This window comes from Nocardioides hankookensis (assembly GCF_042658885.1).
Lineage (GTDB): Bacteria > Actinomycetota > Actinomycetes > Propionibacteriales > Nocardioidaceae > Nocardioides > Nocardioides hankookensis.
Genome location: NZ_JBHSRJ010000005.1, coordinates 264,720 through 283,571, shown reverse-complemented (window position 1 = coordinate 283,571; position 18,852 = coordinate 264,720). Strand labels below are relative to the sequence as shown.

The 18,852-nt window shown below is 71.7% G+C and carries 26 protein-coding genes; 10 read left to right on the top strand and 16 right to left on the bottom strand.

The window, feature by feature from the left end:
* The 12 genes from rplN to rpsJ form a co-directional block, all read right to left on the bottom strand.
* Positions 1-369, bottom strand: coding sequence for a 50S ribosomal protein L14 (gene rplN, locus ACFPYL_RS15885; protein WP_056151920.1), 369 nt, complete (start codon positions 367-369; stop codon positions 1-3).
* Between the two features lie 67 nt (positions 370-436).
* Entirely contained in the window at positions 437-706 is a 270-nt protein-coding gene (gene rpsQ, locus ACFPYL_RS15880) for a 30S ribosomal protein S17 (RefSeq protein ID WP_056151918.1), read from the bottom strand.
* Complete coding sequence (gene rpmC / locus ACFPYL_RS15875; protein ID WP_379156208.1) at positions 703-948, bottom strand: 50S ribosomal protein L29; 246 nt, start codon at positions 946-948, stop codon at positions 703-705. Before rpmC ends, rpsQ begins: the two co-directional genes overlap by 4 nt.
* Positions 948-1,367: a 50S ribosomal protein L16 gene (gene rplP, locus ACFPYL_RS15870; protein WP_056151911.1), complete on the bottom strand. Its 420-nt coding sequence runs from the start codon at positions 1,365-1,367 to the stop codon at positions 948-950. The genes rpmC and rplP overlap by 1 nt, the downstream gene beginning before the upstream one ends.
* A gap of 3 nt (positions 1,368-1,370) precedes the next feature.
* On the bottom strand, positions 1,371-2,210 hold the full coding sequence (gene rpsC / locus ACFPYL_RS15865; RefSeq protein ID WP_056151909.1) for a 30S ribosomal protein S3: 840 nt from the start codon (positions 2,208-2,210) through the stop codon (positions 1,371-1,373).
* Entirely contained in the window at positions 2,210-2,650 is a 441-nt protein-coding gene (gene rplV / locus ACFPYL_RS15860; protein WP_379156204.1) for a 50S ribosomal protein L22, read from the bottom strand. The genes rpsC and rplV overlap by 1 nt, the downstream gene beginning before the upstream one ends.
* Entirely contained in the window at positions 2,647-2,928 is a 282-nt protein-coding gene (rpsS, locus tag ACFPYL_RS15855; RefSeq protein WP_091025716.1) for a 30S ribosomal protein S19, read from the bottom strand. Before rpsS ends, rplV begins: the two co-directional genes overlap by 4 nt.
* Before the next feature lie 5 nt (positions 2,929-2,933).
* Positions 2,934-3,770 carry a 50S ribosomal protein L2 gene (gene rplB, locus ACFPYL_RS15850; RefSeq protein ID WP_379156201.1) on the bottom strand — a complete coding sequence of 279 codons (837 nt, stop codon included), beginning with the start codon at positions 3,768-3,770 and terminating at the stop codon, positions 2,934-2,936.
* A gap of 28 nt (positions 3,771-3,798) precedes the next feature.
* A complete protein-coding gene (gene rplW, locus ACFPYL_RS15845; protein ID WP_056151898.1) occupies positions 3,799-4,104 on the bottom strand; it encodes a 50S ribosomal protein L23 in 306 nt (101 codons plus the stop codon).
* Positions 4,101-4,787, bottom strand: coding sequence for a 50S ribosomal protein L4 (gene rplD / locus ACFPYL_RS15840; RefSeq protein ID WP_379156198.1), 687 nt, complete (start codon positions 4,785-4,787; stop codon positions 4,101-4,103). Before rplD ends, rplW begins: the two co-directional genes overlap by 4 nt.
* Before the next feature lie 2 nt (positions 4,788-4,789).
* Positions 4,790-5,449, bottom strand: a complete 660-nt coding sequence (gene rplC, locus ACFPYL_RS15835) for a 50S ribosomal protein L3 (RefSeq protein WP_379156195.1) — start codon at positions 5,447-5,449, stop codon at positions 4,790-4,792.
* A gap of 10 nt (positions 5,450-5,459) precedes the next feature.
* Positions 5,460-5,768: a 30S ribosomal protein S10 gene (rpsJ, locus tag ACFPYL_RS15830; RefSeq protein ID WP_008360994.1), complete on the bottom strand. Its 309-nt coding sequence runs from the start codon at positions 5,766-5,768 to the stop codon at positions 5,460-5,462.
* 411 nt (positions 5,769-6,179) lie between these two features.
* Between rpsJ and ACFPYL_RS15825 the strand changes: the two genes are divergently transcribed.
* From ACFPYL_RS15825 to ACFPYL_RS15795, 7 genes are all read left to right on the top strand, one after another.
* Entirely contained in the window at positions 6,180-7,310 is a 1,131-nt protein-coding gene (locus ACFPYL_RS15825; RefSeq protein WP_379156192.1) for an NAD(P)H-dependent amine dehydrogenase family protein, read from the top strand.
* Positions 7,307-7,810, top strand: a complete 504-nt coding sequence (locus ACFPYL_RS15820; RefSeq protein WP_379156189.1) for a carboxymuconolactone decarboxylase family protein — start codon at positions 7,307-7,309, stop codon at positions 7,808-7,810. The genes ACFPYL_RS15825 and ACFPYL_RS15820 overlap by 4 nt, the downstream gene beginning before the upstream one ends.
* A gap of 163 nt (positions 7,811-7,973) precedes the next feature.
* Positions 7,974-8,924 (top strand): hypothetical protein, encoded by a 951-nt coding sequence (locus ACFPYL_RS15815; RefSeq protein ID WP_379156186.1) that lies wholly within the window; start codon positions 7,974-7,976, stop codon positions 8,922-8,924.
* On the top strand, positions 8,921-9,544 hold the full coding sequence (locus tag ACFPYL_RS15810; protein ID WP_379156184.1) for a DUF4129 domain-containing protein: 624 nt from the start codon (positions 8,921-8,923) through the stop codon (positions 9,542-9,544). The genes ACFPYL_RS15815 and ACFPYL_RS15810 overlap by 4 nt, the downstream gene beginning before the upstream one ends.
* Positions 9,541-10,674, top strand: coding sequence for a DUF4350 domain-containing protein (locus ACFPYL_RS15805; RefSeq protein WP_379156181.1), 1,134 nt, complete (start codon positions 9,541-9,543; stop codon positions 10,672-10,674). The genes ACFPYL_RS15810 and ACFPYL_RS15805 overlap by 4 nt, the downstream gene beginning before the upstream one ends.
* Positions 10,671-11,639, top strand: a complete 969-nt coding sequence (locus ACFPYL_RS15800; protein ID WP_379156178.1) for an AAA family ATPase — start codon at positions 10,671-10,673, stop codon at positions 11,637-11,639. The genes ACFPYL_RS15805 and ACFPYL_RS15800 overlap by 4 nt, the downstream gene beginning before the upstream one ends.
* Before the next feature lie 2 nt (positions 11,640-11,641).
* Entirely contained in the window at positions 11,642-12,928 is a 1,287-nt protein-coding gene (locus ACFPYL_RS15795) for a DUF58 domain-containing protein (RefSeq protein WP_379156175.1), read from the top strand.
* 8 nt (positions 12,929-12,936) lie between these two features.
* Here ACFPYL_RS15795 and ACFPYL_RS15790 read toward each other — a convergent pair whose 3' ends face one another.
* On the bottom strand, positions 12,937-13,932 hold the full coding sequence (locus ACFPYL_RS15790; RefSeq protein WP_379156172.1) for a stage II sporulation protein M: 996 nt from the start codon (positions 13,930-13,932) through the stop codon (positions 12,937-12,939).
* Positions 13,933-13,975: 43 nt separating this feature from the next.
* Here ACFPYL_RS15790 and ACFPYL_RS15785 point away from each other — a divergent pair, with 43 nt between their 5' ends.
* Genes ACFPYL_RS15785 through ACFPYL_RS15775 form a run of 3 tightly spaced genes read left to right on the top strand, consistent with a single transcriptional unit; the run spans position 13,976 to position 15,681 of the window.
* Positions 13,976-14,782: an RDD family protein gene (locus ACFPYL_RS15785; protein ID WP_379156169.1), complete on the top strand. Its 807-nt coding sequence runs from the start codon at positions 13,976-13,978 to the stop codon at positions 14,780-14,782.
* Positions 14,779-15,240: a helix-turn-helix domain-containing protein gene (locus tag ACFPYL_RS15780; RefSeq protein WP_379156166.1), complete on the top strand. Its 462-nt coding sequence runs from the start codon at positions 14,779-14,781 to the stop codon at positions 15,238-15,240. Before ACFPYL_RS15785 ends, ACFPYL_RS15780 begins: the two co-directional genes overlap by 4 nt.
* Positions 15,241-15,249: 9 nt before the next feature.
* Complete coding sequence (locus ACFPYL_RS15775) at positions 15,250-15,681, top strand: VOC family protein (protein WP_379156163.1); 432 nt, start codon at positions 15,250-15,252, stop codon at positions 15,679-15,681.
* Here the strand turns inward: ACFPYL_RS15775 and ACFPYL_RS15770 are convergent.
* The 3 genes from ACFPYL_RS15770 to ACFPYL_RS15760 form a co-directional block, all read right to left on the bottom strand.
* Positions 15,671-16,789 (bottom strand): hypothetical protein, encoded by a 1,119-nt coding sequence (locus tag ACFPYL_RS15770; protein ID WP_379156160.1) that lies wholly within the window; start codon positions 16,787-16,789, stop codon positions 15,671-15,673. The genes ACFPYL_RS15775 and ACFPYL_RS15770 overlap by 11 nt on opposite strands.
* Complete coding sequence (locus ACFPYL_RS15765; RefSeq protein WP_379156158.1) at positions 16,786-17,289, bottom strand: SigE family RNA polymerase sigma factor; 504 nt, start codon at positions 17,287-17,289, stop codon at positions 16,786-16,788. Before ACFPYL_RS15765 ends, ACFPYL_RS15770 begins: the two co-directional genes overlap by 4 nt.
* Positions 17,290-17,421: 132 nt before the next feature.
* The gene (locus ACFPYL_RS15760) at positions 17,422-18,606 is read right to left on the bottom strand and encodes a S8 family peptidase (RefSeq protein WP_379156155.1); all 1,185 of its coding nucleotides are present in this window, start codon (positions 18,604-18,606) and stop codon (positions 17,422-17,424) included.
* Positions 18,607-18,852 lie beyond the last annotated feature (246 nt).

Sequence of the window (18,852 nt, the reverse complement as noted above, 5' to 3'; positions counted from 1 at the left end):
TCAGAGCACCTCCGGTGCGAGCGAGATGATCTTCATGAACTTCTTCTCGCGCAGCTCGCGGCCCACCGGGCCGAAAATGCGGGTGCCTCGCGGCTCGCCGTCCGTCTTGAGGATGACGGCGGCGTTCTCGTCGAAGCGGATGTACGAACCGTCGGGGCGGCGACGCTCCTTGACGGTGCGAACGACGACCGCCTTGACGACGTCGCCCTTCTTCACGTTGCCACCGGGGATCGCGTCCTTGACGGTGGCGACGATGACGTCACCGATGCCGGCGTAGCGGCGACCCGAGCCACCGAGAACACGGATGCAGAGGATCTCCTTCGCACCGGTGTTGTCGGCGACCTTGAGTCGCGACTCCTGCTGAATCATTTCTTCTCCTGCTTGTCGTGCCGGTTCTCAACGCTTCACGAGCGGTGAGCCTGGCCGAACGGGTGGATTACTTGGCCTTCTCGAGGATCTCGACGACGCGCCAGCGCTTGGTGGCCGACAGCGGGCGGGTCTCCATGAGGAGCACGCGGTCGCCGATGCCGCACTCGTTGTTCTCGTCGTGCGCCTTGTACTTGCTGGTCCGGCGAAGGACCTTGCCGTACATGGCGTGCTTGACGCGGTCCTCGACGGACACGACCACGGTCTTGTCCATCTTGTCGGAGACGACCAGGCCCTCGCGGGTCTTGCGGGCGTTCCGCTCAGCGGTCTGCTCGCTCATGCGTCACCATCCTCGTTGCTGCTGTCCTGGCCCGGGGTCGGCCGGATGCCGAGCTCGCGCTCACGCACCACGGTGTAGATCCGGGCGATGTCCTTCTTGACCGTCCGGAGACGGCCGTGGCTCTCCAGCTGGCCGGTGGCCGCCTGGAAACGGAGGTTGAAGAGCTCCTCCTTGGCCTCGCGCAGCTTGGACTCGAGGTCCACAGCGTTCAGGTCGTCGAGCTCGTGAGACTTGACTGCCATCAGAATTCACCTGCCTCACGGGAGACGAACCGGCACTTCATCGGGAGCTTGTGCATCGCGCGGCGCATGGCCTCGCGGGCAACCGTCTCGTCGACGCCGGAGAGTTCGAACATGACACGGCCGGGCTTCACGTTGGCGATCCACCACTCCGGGGAACCCTTGCCGGAACCCATGCGGGTCTCGGCAGGCTTCTTGGTCAGCGGGCGGTCCGGGTAGATGTTGATCCAGACCTTGCCGCCACGCTTGATGTGACGGGTCATCGCGATACGCGCCGACTCGATCTGCCGGTTGGTCACGTAGTGACCCTCGACCGCCTGGATGCCGAAGTCGCCGAAGGCGAGCTTCGTGCCACCCTTGGCCGCACCGGTCCGCTTGGGGTGGTGCTGCTTGCGGTGCTTGACACGACGGGGCATCAACATGGCTCAGGCCTCCTTCGGGGTCTCAGCAGCGGGAGCCGCGGCCTCGGCCGGGGCCTCGGCGGCGGGAGCGGCGTCGCCGCGGTCCGCACGCGTCGGACGGTCGGACCGGGTGCCGCGGGTCGGGCGCTCGCCACCGCGGGCACCGTCACGCTGCGGGCGACCGCTGCGACCGGGGACACCGGCGCGGGCGGCGGCCTGGGCCTGACGCTCGGCACGGGTGCCGGCGACCTCGCCCTTGTAGATCCAGACCTTCACGCCGATGCGGCCGAAGGTGGTCTTGGCCTCGTAGAAGCCGTAGTCGATGTCGGCACGCAGCGTGTGCAGCGGGACGCGACCCTCGCGGTAGAACTCGGTGCGCGACATCTCGGCGCCGTTGAGGCGGCCGGAGCACTGGATCCGGATGCCCTTGGCACCGGAGCGCATCGAGGTCTGCATGGCCTTGCGCATGGCGCGACGGAACTGCACGCGACCGGTGAGCTGCTCGGCGACGCCCTGGGCGACCAGCTGCGCGTCGATCTCGGGGTTCTTGACCTCGAGGATGTTCAGCTGCACCTGCTTGCCGGTGAGCTTCTCGAGCTCGCCGCGGATGCGGTCGGCCTCGGCGCCACGGCGACCGATGACGATGCCCGGGCGGGCCGTGTGGATGTCCACGCGGACGCGGTCACGGGTGCGCTCGATCTCGACCTTGGCGATGCCGGCCCGCTCCATGCCCTTGGAGAGCAGCTTGCGGATGGCGACGTCCTCGCCGACGTACGACTTGTAGAGCTTGTCGGCGTACCAACGGCTCTTGTGGTCCGTCGAGATGCCCAAGCGGAAGCCGTTCGGGTTGATCTTCTGGCCCATCAGGCACTCTTCCTCTTCTTGGGGGCCGTCTTCGCCGCGGCGACGACGTCGGCCGGCTGGACGACCAGCGTGATGTGGCTGGTGCGCTTGTTGATCCGGGTCGCACGACCCTGCGCACGCGGACGCCACCGCTTCATCGTCGGGCCCTCGTCGACCTGGGCCACGGAGATGACCAGGTCGTTCGTGGCGAGGCCCTCGGTGGTCTCAGCATTCGCGACGGCGCTGTTCAGCACCTTCAGCACGGTCTCGGACGCGGCCTGCGGCGCGAACTGCAGCAGCGGGCGAGCCTCCTCGACGGACAGGCCGCGGACCATGTCGACGACACGGCGGGCCTTCATCGGCGTGATCCGCACGAAGCGGGCGCTGGCGAAGGCTCCCGGCTGGTCGCCGAGAAGCGAGTCGCGGCGCGCGCTGGTGCGCTGGCGCTCGGTGGTGCTCATCGACGACGCCCCTTCCGGTCTTCCTTGACGTGCCCGCGGTAGGTGCGGGTGGGAGCGAACTCCCCGAGCTTGTGGCCGACCATCGCGTCGGTCACGAAGACCGGCACGTGCTTGCGACCGTCGTGCACGGCGATCGTGTGACCGATCATGTCCGGCACGATCATCGACCGGCGCGACCAGGTCTTGATGACGTTGTGAGAACCCTTGGCGTTCTCGGCGTCCACCTTCTTCTGGAGGTGGTCGTCGACGAACGGGCCCTTCTTCAGGCTGCGAGGCATCTCAGTTACTTCCTACCCTTGCCGGACTTGCGGCGACGGATGATCTGGGAGTCGGAGGCCTTGCGCTTGCGCGTACGGCCCTCGGGCTTGCCCCACGGGGAGACCGGGTGACGGCCACCGGAGGTCTTGCCCTCGCCACCACCGTGCGGGTGGTCGACCGGGTTCATGACGACACCGCGGACGGTCGGGCGCTTGCCCTTCCAGCGCATGCGGCCGGCCTTGCCCCAGTTGATGTTGGACTGCTCGGCGTTGCCGACCTCGCCCACCGTGGCGCGGCAGCGCACGTCGACGAAGCGCATCTCGCCCGAGGGCAGACGCAGCGTGGCGCGGGAGCCCTCACGGGCGACCAGCTGGGCGCTGTTGCCGGCCGAGCGGGCGATCTTCGCACCGCCACCGGGACGCAGCTCCACGCAGTGGATCGTCGTACCGACGGGGATGTTGCGCAGCGGCAGGTTGTTGCCCGGCTTGATGTCGGCGTTGGGACCCGACTCGACCGGCGTGCCCTGCGTCAGGTCCTTCGGCGCGATGATGTAGCGCTTCTCGCCGTCGGCGTAGTGCAGCAGCGCGATGCGCGCGGTGCGGTTGGGGTCGTACTCGATGTGCGCGACCTTGGCCGGCACGCCGTCCTTGTCGTAGCGACGGAAGTCGATGATGCGGTAGGCACGCTTGTGACCGCCGCCCTGGTGCCGGGTGGTGATCCGGCCCTGGTTGTTGCGGCCGCCCTTCTTGGGCAGCGGACGCGTCAGCGACTTCTCCGGAGTGGTCCGGGTGATCTCGACGAAGTCGGCGACCGACGAGCCGCGACGGCCCGGGGTGGTCGGCTTGTACTTACGGATAGCCATGTGTCTTCAGTCCTCTAGTCCGCGCCGGTCAGGAGACCGGGCCTCCGAAGATGTCGATCCGGTCGCCCTCGGCGAGGCTGACGATCGCCCGCTTCGTGTCCTTGCGCTTGCCCAGGCCGTTGCGGGTGCGCCGCGTCTTGCCGGGGCGGTTCAGCGTGTTGACCGCGGTCACCTTGACGTTGAAAATCTTCTCGACCGCGATCTTGATCTCGGTCTTGTTCGCGTCCGGGTGCACCAGGAAGGTGTACTTGTTCGCGTCGAGGAGCGAGTAGCTCTTCTCGGACACGACCGGCGCGAGCAGGACGTCGCGGTGGTCCTTGTGCAGGGTGCTCACTTGGCATCCTCCTCAGTGGTCTTGCCGCCGTTGACCAGCGCGTCGAAAGCACCCTGGGTGAAGACGACGTCGTCGGAGGCCAGCACGTCGTACGTGTTGAGCTGGTCGACCGCCACGATGTGCACCTCGGGGGCGTTGCGCAGCGAGAGCCAGGTGACCGAGTCGGTCCGCTCGAGCACGACCAGGAAGTTGGTGCGCTCGGAGAGGGTCGCCAGCGCGGCGATGGCCGCCTTGGTCGACGGGGCCTCGGTGCCCACCAGCGCGTCGACGACGTGGACGCGGTCGTTGCGGGCCCGGTCGGACAGGGCGCCACGCAGGGCGGCGGCCTTCATCTTCTTGGGGGTCCGCTGGTCGTAGTCACGCGGCTTCGGGCCGTGGACGATGCCACCGCCGGCGAACTGCGGCGCGCGGGTCGAGCCCTGACGGGCGCGACCGGTGCCCTTCTGCTTGTAGGGCTTGCGGCCACCGCCGCGGACCTCGCCACGACGCTTGGTCGAGTGCGTGCCCTGGCGGGCAGCCGCCTGCTGGGCCACGACGACCTGGTGGATCAGCGGGATGTTGACCTCGACGTCGAAGATCTCGGCGGGCAGGTCGACGCTGGCCTTCTTCGGCGCGGCAGCCTTCTTCGCGGTGGTCTTCTTCGCGGCAGTCTTCTTCGCTGCGGGCTTCTCGGTAGTAGCCATGCTCAGACCTCCTGCGACTTCTTGGCGGCCGTGCGGAGGACGACGAGACCACCCTTGGGGCCGGGAACGGCACCCTTGAGGAGGATCAGGCCCTTCTCGACGTCGACGGCGTGCACGGTGATGTTCTGGGTGGTGACGGTGTCGGAACCCATCCGGCCGGCCATCCGGGTGCCCTTGAAGACGCGACCGGGGGTCGCGCAGGCGCCGATCGAGCCGGGCTTGCGGTGGTTGCGGTGCGCGCCGTGGGACGCAGAGACACCGTGGAAGCCGTGCAGCTTCATGACACCGGCGAAACCCTTGCCCTTGCTGGTGCCGGTCACGTCGATCTCCTCGCCAGCGGCGAAGGTGTCGACGGGCAGCTCCTGGCCGACCGTGTAGTCGGTCGCGAGGGCGGTGCGGATCTCGACGATGTGACGACGGGGGGTGGTGCCGGCCTTGGTGAACTGGCCGGCCTGCGGCTTGTTCACCTTGCGGCCCTCGATCTCGCCGTACCCGACCTGGACGGCGTTGTAGCCGTCGACGGTGGGCGTGCGGACCAGGGTCACCACGTTGGCGCCGGCGTCGATGACGGTCACCGGGACGACCTTGTTGTTCTCGTCCCAGACCTGGGTCATGCCGAGCTTGGTGCCCAGCAGCCCCTTCACGTTGCGTTCGAAAGTCATGTCCTCGACCTCAGAGCTTGATCTCGATGTCCACACCGGCGGGAAGGTCGAGCCGCATCAGCGAGTCAACCGTCTTCGGGGTGGGGTCGATGATGTCGATGAGGCGCTTGTGGGTGCGCATCTCGAAGTGCTCGCGGGAGTCCTTGTACTTGTGGGGCGAGCGGATGACGCAGTACACGTTCTTCTCGGTCGGCAGCGGCACCGGGCCGGCGACCTTGGCACCCGTACGGGTGACCGTGTCCACGATCTTGCGCGCCGAGGTGTCGATCACCTCGTGGTCATAGGCCTTGAGCCTGATGCGGATCTTCTGTCCCGCCATAGGTCTCTCTCGTCCTTCTCGCTCTGTACCGCGTGCGTGTTCCGAGGCGTCCTCCGGCTTGAGTCGGCCCCTCCCTGCTGCTCCTCCACCCCGCCTGCTCCGACCCCCGCGGTCGGGCGTGTCGCGCTGGTGAGCACAACACGAGACCGGGATCTCGCTCTTGGTGTTGGTGGCGCCCGACGGTTCGTCAGGCAGATCGGGTCTCCAGGTTCGGTGCGGCCACACACGCCAAGCACTGAACAAGTCCTAGAGACGCGATTCAGAAGTCAAGATGTGCGGTGCACCCCGGCAACCCACCGAAGCAACCGAACTATCTTGACAGAGATCCCGCGCGACGCCAAATTCACCGGCCGCTCGGCCGGAGGCTCGCGACGCGTCTCGAAACCCGACCAGTTCGGCTATCGTCCCCACATGCAGGACGAGAACACGTTCTACCCGGCGGCCCGCGTCGGCGCCAGGGTACCCGTGGTCGTCTGGGGGACCGGCAACATGGGCCGCGCGGCGATTCGCTCGATCGACGCGAACCCCGGCCTCGAGCTCGCGGCCGTGGTCGTCTCCTCCCCCGCCAAGGCCGGCCGGGACGCCGGCGACCTTGCCGACCTCGACCGGGTGCTCGGGGTCGCCGCGACGACCGACGTCGACGCGGCCCTGGTCACGCTCGGCGGCGCAGGCGCCGTCGCCTACATGGCGTCCGGCGACATCCGGCCCGACGACGCGGCGACCGACGTCGAGCGGTGCCTGCGGCAGGGTGCCGTCGTCGTGACCCCGGCGCTCTACGCCCTGTACGACCACCGCAGCGCGCCGCCGGAGCTGACCGGCCCGCTGTCTGAGGCGGCCAAGGAAGGTGCCAGTGCGCTGTTCGCCAGCGGGGTCGACCCCGGCTGGGGCAACGACGTGCTCCCCGCCCTGCTCTCCGGGGTCGCCGGCACCGTCGACGAGGTGCGCTGCCAGGAGATCTTCGACTACTCGACGTACGACCAGCCCGACTCCGTGCGACTGCTGGTCGGCATGGGGCAGCCGATGGACCACGAGCCGCCGATGGTGGCCGCCGGCGTCCCCACGATGGTCTGGGGCGGTCAGGTGCGGATGATCGCCCGGGCGCTCGGGGTCGAGCTCGACGAGATCCGCGAGACGCTGGAGCGCCGTCCGCTGGAGTCCGACGTCTCCAACGCGATGGGCCTCTTCGAGGCCGGCACGCAGGGTGCGCTCCGCTTCGAGGTCCAGGGCGTGGTCGACGGCGTACCCCGGATCGTGGTCGAGCACGTCACCCGGATCTCCCCCGACTGCGCACCCGACTGGCCGCTGCCGCCCGACGGCGGAGCCGGCGCGCACAAGGTCGTGATCGAGGGTCGCCCGCGGATCGAGGTGAGCCTCGAGGCCACCGACGAGGGCGACAACCGGGCCGCCGGCGGCAACGCCACGGCCGCCAACCGCCTGGTCAACGCCATCCCGTGGCTGACCGCGGCGCAACCGGGCCTGTACGGCGGGCTCGACGTACCCCTCACCCCTGCGCACGGCCGTATCGGAAGGAGCACACCGTGATCATCGACCTGCCCGAGGACAAGGACCCGATCATGTACGTGTGGGGGGAGATGGTGCCCGGCATCGGCATCGCCGCCTCGAAGTTCGCGGGCAGCGTCTACGAGCACACCACCCTCGGGCTGCGGGAGTTCGAGGCGGCCCGGCTGCGGATCGCCCAGATCAACGGATGCCTCTTCTGCCAGGACTGGCGCACCGAGCGCGACGGGGTGACCGTCGAGGACACCTTCGCCGACGCGGTGACCGCCTGGCGCACCACGTCGAGCTTCGACGCGCGCACCCGCCTCGCCGCGGAGTACGCCGAGCGGTACGCCCTCGACCACCACGGGCTCGACGACGGCTTCTGGACCCGGATGAAGGAGCACTACTCCGACCGGGAGATCGTCGAGATCTCGATGTGCCTCGGGTCGTGGCTCGCGTTCGGCCGTCTCAACCACGTGCTCGGCCTCGATGCGGCGTGCGTGCTGCCCAGCCACGCCGTACCGCAGCAGACCGGGCACTAGGTTTGTGCCCATGTCGGGCAGCCAGCCGTTCCCACCGCCGGGCGGTGGCCCCGTCGACCCACCCCCGCCGGGATGGTCTCCGCCTCCGCCAGCACCGCCCCAGCAGTGGGGACCGCCTCCCGGGTACGGCGCCGGCCCGCCGCCACCGCAGTGGGCGCCCGGCATGCTCGGCGCGGCCCACAAGCCGGGCGCGATGCCGCTGCGACCGCTCGGGCTGGGCGACTTCTACGACGCGGCGTTCCGGATCATCCGGTTCAACCCGAAGGCGACCGTGGGGTCGGCGGTGCTGGTCGCGGCCGTCGCCATGGCCATCCCCGTGCTGGTCACCGCGGTCGCGACCTCGGTGGTCGACCTGTCCAGCGACTCCCTGGGCGACGACTCCGCCGACCTGGTGGGCGTCGGTGCGCTCTACCTGACGACCGTCGTCGGCTCGATCCTCCAGTACGTCGGCCTGATCTTCGTGACCGGGATGATCGCCCACGTCACCGCCGCCGCCGCGATCGGACGCCGGCTCTCGCTCGGCGAGGCCTGGGCGGCGACGCGCGGCTCGCGGTGGCGGCTGCTCGGCCTGACCGCCGTCATCGGACTGATCTGGGTCGGCCTGTTCGGCGTGTACGCGCTCCTGTCGGTCGTGCTGATCGTGCTCGCCGGCTCGTGGGTCGTCGTGCTCGTCTGGTTCGTCGTCACCGGTCCCGCGGTCGTGGCCGCGACGTGGTGGCTCTGGATCCGGGTGACCTACCTGCCGGTGCCCGCGCTGATGATCGAGCGGATCGGCGTCTTCGCGGCGATCGGCCGCGGCTACCGGCTCACCCGGCGCCAGTTCTGGCGCACGTTCGGCATCGCGCTGCTGACGGTCGTGGTCACCAGCGTCGCCTCGCAGATCATCGTCGTGCCGTTCGCGATCATCGGACCGCTGGCGAGCCTGGCGGTCTCCGACGAGGGCGCCGCCGTCCTGATCCTGGTCGTCGTCAACGCGCTCGGCACGGTGCTGGCCACGGCGTTCGTGGCGCCGTTCACCTCGGCGGTCAGCTCGCTGCAGTACCTCGACCAGCGGATGCGCAAGGAGGCGTACGACGTCGAGCTGATGACGCAGGCGGGGATCACCGCGTCGTGAGCCTCCTGCTGCGGGTGCTGACCGCGGATCCGCCGCTCGACCCGTCCGGGGACGAGGCGCACTCGCTGCTGCGCCGCGAGCTGGCGCACCCGGAGTACCACGACGGCAACCTCTTCCTGCGCTTGCTGGACTGGCTCGACCGGGAGCTCAACGGGCTGATCGACTCCGCCGCCGACACTCCGCCGCTGTCGGCGTTCGCCGCCATCGTCGCCTTCCTCCTCCTCGGGCTGGCGCTGGCCTGGCTGCTGTCGCGGGCGCGGCGTACGGCGCGGGCGGCGGCCCGTCCCGGGCCGGTCGTCGAGGACTCGACGGTGACCGCGGCCCAGCTGCGGGCCTCGGCGGAGCGGGCGCTCGCCGAGGGCCGGAACGGTGCGGCGCTCGTCGACGGGTTCCGCGCCCTGACCGTGCGGCAGGTCGAGCGCGGTCGCCTCGACGACCGGCCCGGCGCGACGGCCCGCGAGGTCGCGGGCGCCCTCGCCTCGACGTACCCCGACCAGCAGGTCCCGGTGTCCAGCAGCGCGGCGCTCTTCGACGCGGTCCGGTACGGCGACCGGCCCGCCACCCGCGACCAGGCCGCCGACGTCCTCGCGCTCGACGACGCGCTGGCGGGACACCGATGAGCGCGCCGACCGTGGAGCGGACCAGCCGCAGGCCGAGCGGGTCCACGGTGCTGATCGTCGGGGGCCTGGTCCTCGCCGTGGTCACCGCGATCGTGCTCGCCGGGCAGGACTCCGGCCGGACCGCCGCGCTCGACCCCGACAACCCTGGCCCCGGCGGCGCCCAGGCGATCGCGCGGGTGCTCGAGGACCAGGGCGTCGACCTGACCGTCGTCCGCAGCGCCGACGCGCTGGACGACACCGACGTCGACGCCGACACGACCGTGGTGGTGACGTCGACGGAGCTGCTGGGGCGGAGCACCACCGACCGGCTGCTCGACCGCACCGCGGCGGGGCGGCTGGTGGTCGTCGAGCCCGGTCCCGGCACCACCGACGCCCTCGGCGTCACCGAGCTCCCGACCACCGTGCAGGTCGACGACGCGGTCAGCGCCGGCTGTGCGGACCCGACGTACGCCGGGCTGTCGGTGGCCGTCGACGACGCGCTGGCCTACGCCGTCGACGGGGGCTGCTTCCCCACCGACGACGGCTCGCTCCTGGTCGAGCCCCGGCCCCGCGTCGAGCTGCTCGGTGCCGGGCAGGCGCTCAGCAACGACCAGGTGCTGCGTGCCGACAACGCCGCCGTCGGGCTGCGGCTGCTCGGCACGTCCGACCGGCTCGTCTGGTACGTCCCGTCGCTCGACGACCTGGTCGCCGACGACGGTGTCAGCGTCTCCACGCTGCTGCCGCCGTGGCTGCGCCCGGCGCTGTGGCTGGTCGCGATCGCGACGCTCGGCCTGATGGTGTGGCGGGCGCGACGGCTCGGCCCGCTGGCGATCGAGCCGCTGCCGGTGGCCGTGAAGGCGATCGAGACCACCCGCAGCCGCGGCCGGCTCTACCGCAAGGCCGGCGACCGTGCGCACGCCGCCGCCGTGCTGCGCTCGGCCGCGCGGGGGCGGGTCGCGGAGCTGCTCCGCCTGGGTGCGCACCCGGACCCGGACGCGCTGGTCCGCGACGTCGCCCGGCACACCGGACGCCCGCTCGCCGAGGTCGACGCCCTGATCGGCCCCCGCGCCACTCCCCCCTCCACCGACCACGACCTGATCACGCTGGCCGACCAGCTGGCCGAGCTCGAGAAAGAGGTACGCCGCTCATGAGCGAGACCCCCACCGGCGACGAGGCCCGCGAGCGCCTGGCCGCCGTACGCACCGAGGTCGCGAAGGCCGTCGTCGGCCAGGACGCCGCCGTCTCCGGCCTGCTCGTCGCGCTGCTCTGCGGCGGCCACGTGCTGATGGAGGGGGTGCCCGGCGTCGCCAAGACGCTGCTCGTGCGCACCCTCGCCGGTGCGCTGTCCGTGGACACCCGGCGCGTGCAGTTCACGCCCGACCTGATGCCGGGCGACATCACCGGCTCGATGGTGATCGACAGCCGGCAGGGCGAGCTCAACTTCCGCGAGGGGCCGATCTTCACCAACCTGCTGCTCGCCGACGAGATCAACCGGACGCCCCCCAAGACGCAGTCGGCGCTGCTCGAGGCGATGGAGGAGGGCCAGGTCTCCGTCGACGGCGTCTCGCGCCAGCTGCCGCGGCCGTTCCTGGTGGCCGCGACCCAGAACCCGGTCGAGTACGAAGGCACCTACCCGCTCCCCGAGGCACAGCTCGACCGCTTCCTGCTCAAGGTGATGCTGCCGGTGCCCGACCGCGCCAGCGAGCTGGAGATCCTGCGTCGCCACGCCGCCGGGTTCGACCCGCGCGACGTCGCCGGCGCCGGCGTACGACCGGTGGCGGGAGCCGACGACATCGCCGCCGGCCGGGCGGCGGTCGGCCAGGTGCAGGTGAGCCCGGAGGTCGCCGGCTACATCGTCGACATCGCCCGGGCGACCCGGGAGTCGCCGTCGCTCAGCCTCGGCGTCAGCCCCCGCGGCGCGACCGCGCTGCTGCGGTCGGCGCGGGCCTGGGCCTGGCTCACCGGTCGCGACTTCGTGACGCCGGACGACGTGAAGTCGCTCGCGCACGCGACGCTCGTGCACCGGCTCGGGCTGCGCCCGGAGGCGGAGCTCGAGGGCGTGGACGTCGCACAGGTGCTCGCGTCCGCGCTCGGCTCGGTGCCGGTGCCGAGGTAGCCGTGTCGATCTCCGGACGCGTCCCGCTGCTGCTCCTGCTGGGAGCAGGGGCGGTCGTGCTGCGCCCGGAGATGAGCACCGTGTGGCTGTGGGTGCTCGCCGTGCTGCTGCTGGTGGTCGTCGACCTGCTGCTCGCACCGTCGCCCGCGATCCTCGGCCTCGTGCGGCCCCCGGTCGGTGCGGTCCGCCTCGGCGAGCCGACCGCGACCGTGCTGCTGGCGACCAACGACTCGCGCCGACGCCTGCACGGCGTCGTACGCGACGCGTGGCAGCCGACCGCGGGCGCCGACCCCAACCGGCACCGGGTCTCGCTCCCGCCCGGCGACCGGGTCGTGCTCACGACGCCGCTCCTCCCCCGGCGCCGGGGCGACCTGCGCGCGATCGGCGTGACCGTGCGGCTGCGCGGGCCGCTCGGGCTGGCCGCCCGCCAGCGCACCCGGGTGGTGGAGGGCAGCGTCCGGGCGCTGCCGCCCTTCGACTCGCGCAAGCACCTGCCCAGCCGGCTGGCCCGGCTCCGCGACCTCGACGGCCGGGCCGCCGTCCGGGTGCGCGGCCAGGGCACGGAGTTCGACTCGCTGCGGGAGTACGTCCAGGGCGACGACGTACGCTCCATCGACTGGCGTGCCAGCGCCCGGAGTCGCAGCGTGGTCGTGCGCACCTGGCAGCCCGAACGTGACCGCCGGGTGGTGCTGGTCCTCGACACGTCGCGTACGTCGGCGGGCCGGATCGGCGACGTGCCCCGGCTCGACTCGGCGATGGACGCGGCCCTGCTGCTCGCCTCGCTCGCGACCCGGGCCGGCGACCGGGTGGACTTCGTGGCCGGCGACCGCAGGGTCCGCAGCCGGCTCCGCTTCGCCGGCAACCGTGACATCGCGGCCCGGCTCCAGGAGGCGATGGCCGAGCTGGACCCGGTGATCGCCGAGGCGAGCTGGGACGCCCTGGCCGGCGCCGTCAACGGACTGGGCAGGCAGCGTGCGCTGGTCGTGCTGCTCACGCCGCTCGAGCCGTCGGCCGTCGAGGAGGGACTGCTGCCGGTGCTCGCCGCCCTGACCCGGCACCACCGGGTCGTGCTCGCGTCGGTGCGCGACCCCGAGCTGGAGCAGCTCAGCGGCACGCGCACGACCCTCGACGAGGTGTACGACGCCGCGGCCGCCGAGCAGGTGATCGGCCGGCGGCGCTACACCGCCGGGCTGCTGCGGGCGCTCGGCGTCGACGTCGTCGACGCGGACGACCTGCCGCCCGTGCTCGCCGACCACTACCTCGCCCTCAAGGCCCGCGGCCTCCTCTGACGGTCGGTTCAGGGTTGGGTCGCGACGCGGTCCTCGAGGAGGGCGGCGTCGAGGTCGCCGGTCTGACCGCGGTGGAAGGCCTGGCGGCCGAGGACGAAGACGTACGCGAAGAAGACGGCCTCGGCGAGCAGGCCGATCCCGACGCGCGCCCAGGTGGGCAGGCCGGACGGCGTCACGAACGCCTCGATGACCCCGCTGACGAACAGCACCGCGACCAGGCCGAGGGAGATCGTGCCGGCGGTGCGGCCCTCGCGGGCCAGGGACTGGGTGCGGGTCAGCGCCCCGGGTTCGACCCACGACCAGAAGAGCTTGAGCCCGGTGCCGCCGGCGACGAACACGGCGGTCAGCTCGAGCAGGCCGTGCGGGAGGATCAGCCCCCAGAAGTGTGAGCCGTGGTCGTGGCGGATCATGATCGAGCCGACGATCGCCAGGTTGGCGATGTTCTGGAAGAGCAGGTAGATCACCGGCAGCCCGAGGACGCCGAGCGCGATGCACAGGGCGGCCACCCACGCGTTGTTGACCCAGACCTGCGCCGCGAAGTGACTGGCGGCGTAGTCGCTGTAGTAGTCCTCGAAGTCGTGGCTGACCAGCTGGTCGACCTGCTCGGGCGAGAGCAGGCTCTGCTCGACGTCGGGGTGGCCGAGCAGCCAGACCATCATCACGCCGGTCACCACCACGTTGGCGGCGAGCGTGCCGAGCCACCACCGGCGCAGCCGGAAGAGCGCGGCCGGGAAGCGGTCGACGAAGAACCCGCGGACGCCGCGCCAGGTGCTGGTGCGGGTGCCGGACGCGCGGTTGCGGGCCCGCGCCAGCAGCGTCGAGAGGTAGGCGACCACACTGGCGTCGGGCGCCGAGGTGCGTACGACGGAGAGCTGGGTCGCGACCTGCTGGTAGCGCTCCACCAGCTCGTCGGACTCCGGACCCGACAGCCGCCGGCGCCGCGACAGCTCCTCGAGCCGGCGCCACTCGGCGACGTGCGCCGCGACGTACGCGTCGAGGTCCATGGCCCGGAGCCTAGGGCCTGGCCCGGCCCTAGACTCACCGACGATGGCGACACCGGAGTTCGCGACGCTCACCACCGACGACCTCGTGACCGGCGAGGCGGTGGCGCTCGACCTGCCCCCGGCCAGCCTCGGCACCCGGATCGCGTCGGGCCTGATCGACGTCGTCGCCACGTTCTGCCTGCTGATCGGGCTCGTCCTCGCGCTGGTCATCGCGGCGCTCCAGGCCGACGCGGCGCTGATCGCCGTCGCGTCGCTGGGCGCGGTGATCGTGTCCCTGGTCGTCTTCCCCACGACGTTCGAGACCCTCACACGGGGCAAGTCGCTCGGCAAGCTCGCCCTGGGCCTGCGCACCGTCCGCGACGACGCCGGCCCGATCTCCTTCCAGCACGCGTTCGTGCGCGCCCTGGTCGGCGTGGTCGAGATCTACGTCTTCTTCGGGGCGCCGGCGTTCTTCTCCGCCCTGGTCAGCGCGCGCGGCAAGCGGCTCGGCGACTACGCCGCCGGGACGTACGTCGTCCGCGACCGGGTCCGGCTCGTCCTGGGCCCGCCCGCCGCGATGCCGCCGCCGCTCGCCGCCTGGGCCGCCCAGGCCGACATGGCACGGCTCCCGACCGGGCTCGCCCTCGCCGTACGACAGTTCCTCGGGCGCCAGCAGATCGACCCCGCCGCCCGGGCCGCGATCGGCGAGCGCCTCGCCAGCGCCGTCAGCGAGTACGTCGCGCCGGCACCGCCGCCGGGCACCCCTCCGGAGGCCTACCTCGCGGCGGTCGTCGCGGCCCGCCGCGAGCGCGACAGCGCCCGGCTCGCCCGTGAGGCTCAGCTCCGGCACCGGCTGGTCGCCCGTCGATGAGCACCCCGGTGCGCGCGCCCGGCGACGTCCTGGTGCACCTGCGGCAGGCCCGCGACCACATCGACCGGCACTACACCCAGCCGCTCGACCTCGAGACGCTCGGCGCGGTCGCGGGGCTCAGCAAGTTCCACTTCCAGCGGCTGTTCAAGGCGACGTACGGCCGCACGCCCGCGGCGTACCTCACCGAGCGCCGGGTCGAGCGCGCCCAGGACCTGCTGCGCGCCACCAACCTGACCGTCACCGAGGTGTGCCACGCGGTCGGCTACTCGAGCCTGGGCTCGTTCAGCAGCCGGTTCAGCGAGCTGGTCGGCGAGAGCCCGAGCGAGTTCCAGCGCCGGTACGCCGCGGACGGCGCGCCGCGGATCCCGGGCTGCTACATCTTCCAGTGGGGCTTGGCCGAACGGTCCGGGCACGAACGCGCAAGCCAGGAGAAGCCAGGCGAGGTCAGCGGCTCCTAGCGTGGTCGCATGATCACCCACATCGCCATCGCGTCGGTCTTCGTGCAGGACATCGACGCCTCCCGTGACTTCTACGTCGACGTGCTCGGCTTCCAGCTCAAGGACGACATCACCCTCGGAGAGGGTTACCGCTGGTGCACCGTCAACCACCCGAGCCAGCCCGAGCTCGCCGTCCACCTCACGGTCCCGGGCCCGCCCTTCTCGGCCGAGCTGGTCGAGGCGATGAATCGCGCCCAGGCCGACGGTGGCCTCAACGGTCTCGGCATGAGCGTCGACGACTGCCAGAAGACCTACGAGGAGCTCAGCGCCAAGGGCGTCGAGTTCCTCCAGGAGCCCGAGGAGCGGCCGTACGGCGTCGAGGCGCTGTGCCGCGACAACTCGGGCAACTGGATCGTGCTGGTCGAGCCGCGGGAGTTCACCCCCGCGGACCTCAGCTCGTAGGCAGCGCGAGCGTCCCGGTCGGGTCGTCGTAGCGCTCGGTGCAGCGACCCAGCGCGTAGGAGCAGTCCCACAGGATGTGGTTGCCGGTCCGGACCTGGTCGACACCGACCACCAGGAAGCGGTCGTCGTCCTGCCACCGCACCGGCACGGACGCGTCGAGCGGCGCCCCGTCGAGTCCGCGGAGACGGACGACCGCACCGGTCCCGAGGTCGGTGACGGACACCGTGTCGGGATCGGCGGCAGCGTAGAGGCTGCCGTCACGGGACAGGGCGCCGACGGGGTCGCCGGGGTCGACGGCCTCCCGGCTGCCGTCCTCGGCGGAGAACAGCTGCACGCCGCCACGCGTGTGCACGGCCACGGTCGGACCGGCGATCTCGACCCGGCCGACGGCGTTCGACGACCCGGTGACGTCCAGGTCGTGCACGGCGTCCGGGGTGTGCAGTCGCAGGGTGCCGGCGCCGAGCCGCTCGACCCACCGATCTGCGTCGGCGGCGGCGACCTGCGACCCGGTCGCGAGGTGGGCGAGCACGGTGTCGTCGGTCGTGGCGACGTCGCGCAGGTGCACGGCGCCGTCCACCTCCTGGGTCGTGAACGTCGTGCCGTCCGCGGAGAGCCAGGCCCTCAGGACGACCGGACCGCCGTACCCCGTCCAGCGGCTCGAGTCCCGGTCGAGTTCCCCGTCCGGCTCCATCGGCACGACGACGACCCGGCTGCCGGGGTCGGCCTGGCGCACGATCGCGACGCCGCCGGCGGTGCGGCCGAGCACCTGCTCGACGACGATGCCGGGCGCGTAGCCGCCGTCGCCCTGCGGGTCGATGACGTTGAGCTCGCCCTCGAGGGCGACCACGGCGAGCCCAGGCGCGGTGGGCGTCGGGGCGACCGCGGAGGGCGTCGCGTCCGGAGCCACCGGCTCCCGGCCCTGCACCGCCCAGAGCGCGGCGCTGCCCACGACGACCGCCGACGCGGCGCTCGCGACCAGCACCCGGCCCGTCGTACGGCGTCGCCGCTCGGCGCGGACCCGCCGCTCGAAGGCGAGCCGGTCGACGGACGGGACCGCGACGGCGTCGCGGACCTCGGACAGGGCCTCACGGACCTCGGTGGTGGTCATGACTTCTCCTCGGCGAGTTGCAGGTCGGGAAGGGCTGCGCGCAGCCGCTTCAGGGCGTGGTGGGTCTGGCTCTTGACCGCTCCGACGGAGCAGCCGAGCTCGTGGGCGGTCGCGGCCTCGGTGAGGTCCTCGACGTAGCGCAGCACGAGCGTGGCGCGCATCCGCGGGGGCAGCCTGCGGATCTCCGCCCACAGCGCGAGGTGGTCGGCGCGCACGTCGAGGCCACCGAGGTGGCCGAGGTCGGGCACCTCGTCGGTGACGACCTCGCGGCCGCGCCGGCCCCACTGCCGCGAGGCGGCGTGCACCATCGCGCGGCGTACGTAGGCGTCAGCGGCACCCTTGTCACGGATCGAGTCCCACCGCACGCAGGTGCGGGCGAGCGCTCCCTGGAGCAGGTCCTCGGCCTCGTGCGCGTTGCCGCAGAGCAGGTACGCCGTGCGGTAGAGCGGCGCCCAGCGAGCAGCCATGAACTCGCTGAACCCGAGCTCCGCGCCTGTCATGTCCTCATCCTCCGAGCCTTTCGCCGCCGTCAGGAGGAGAAGAGCGTCTGGGCCCCGGAAAGGTTGAGACCGGGTGCTGCCGATTCTCCAGCAGCACCCGGTCGAGGACGTCGAGGACTCAAAACCCGGTCGTCAGAAGCCGGTGTTCAGGAGCAGGTTCGGCGAGCCGTTGGTGCCGGAGACGACGCCGGACGTGGCGGCGGCGAGCAGCCCGGAGGTGACCTGCGCCGGGGACGACCCCGGGTGCTCCTCCAGGTAGAGCGCGGCCGCGCCCGTCACGTGCGGCGTCGCCATCGACGTGCCCGAGATCGTGTTCGTCGCCGAGCTGCTGCCGATCCAGTCGGACGTGATGTCCTCACCCGGCGCGTAGAGGTCGACGCAGGAGCCGTAGTTGGAGAAGTACGCCGCCTCGTCGTCGATGTTCGAGGCCGCCACGGTGATCGCCGACGCGGCCCGCGCGGGCGAGCTGTCGCAGGCGTCGGTCGTCTCGTTGCCGGCCGCGACCGCGACCGTGATGCCGGACGCGACGATCCGGTCGATCGCCGCGTCGATCGCCGCGCTCGCGCCGCCGCCGAGGCTCATGTTGGCCACTCCGGACCCGCCCTGGCCGGCGACCCAGTCCATGCCGTCGATGACACCGGTGTCGGTGCCGCTGCCCTCGCAGTCGAGGACCCGCACCGGCACCAGGTCGACGTCCTTCGCGACGCCGTAGGTCGCGCCGCCGACCGTGCCCGCGACGTGGGTGCCGTGCCCGTTGCAGTCGTTGCTGCCGTTGCCGTCGCCGACCGCGTCGTACCCGGAGCCGACCCGGCCTCCGAAGTCGTTGTGCCCGGCGTTGATGCCGGTGTCGATGATGTACGCCGTCACGCCGGACCCGGTCGCGTCGTACTCGTAGGAGCCGGAGAGCGGGAGGTCGGCCTGGTCGATCCGGTCCAGGCCCCAGGTCGCGCCCGGCTGGCTCGCCTGGATCGAGACGACGCCGTTCTCCTGGACGAAGGCGACGTCCGGGTCGTCGCGGACCTCGGACAGCTCGGCGGCCGTGAGGGTCGCGGCGAACGCACCGAGGTGCGAGTAGGTGTCGGTGACCGTGCCGCCGTCCTGGCGGACGTCCTGCCGGGTGTCCTTCAGGGCTGTCGTGGTCGTGCCGTGGTCGAGGACGACGATGTACTGACCGTCGACCGCGTCGGTCGAGCGGACCAGGGGTGCGCGACCGCTGTCCGCCGCGGGCGCCGCGCCGACCGGGGCACTGGTGGCTCCCAGTGCGGTGAGCGAACCGGTGGCGAGCACCGCCACGGCGATGACTGCTCTCTTCGACATGCTGAACCTTCCGTCGGGACCGTCTGACGCCATCGACCCTTCCGAAGACACTGGTCTAGACCAAGGGGGATAACCCTTGATGTGGCCCGAACGGGCGGTCGGCCCGCAAGTTCTGCGGCGAGCGGAGCCTCGCGCCGGACGGACCGAGCGCCGCAGCGGTGGTGCAGACCGGGCGTCACCTGCCCGAAACAAACTCGGAGATCCTGCGGCGCGATCCCGGCAGATGTGGCTATCATCCGGTCGTGG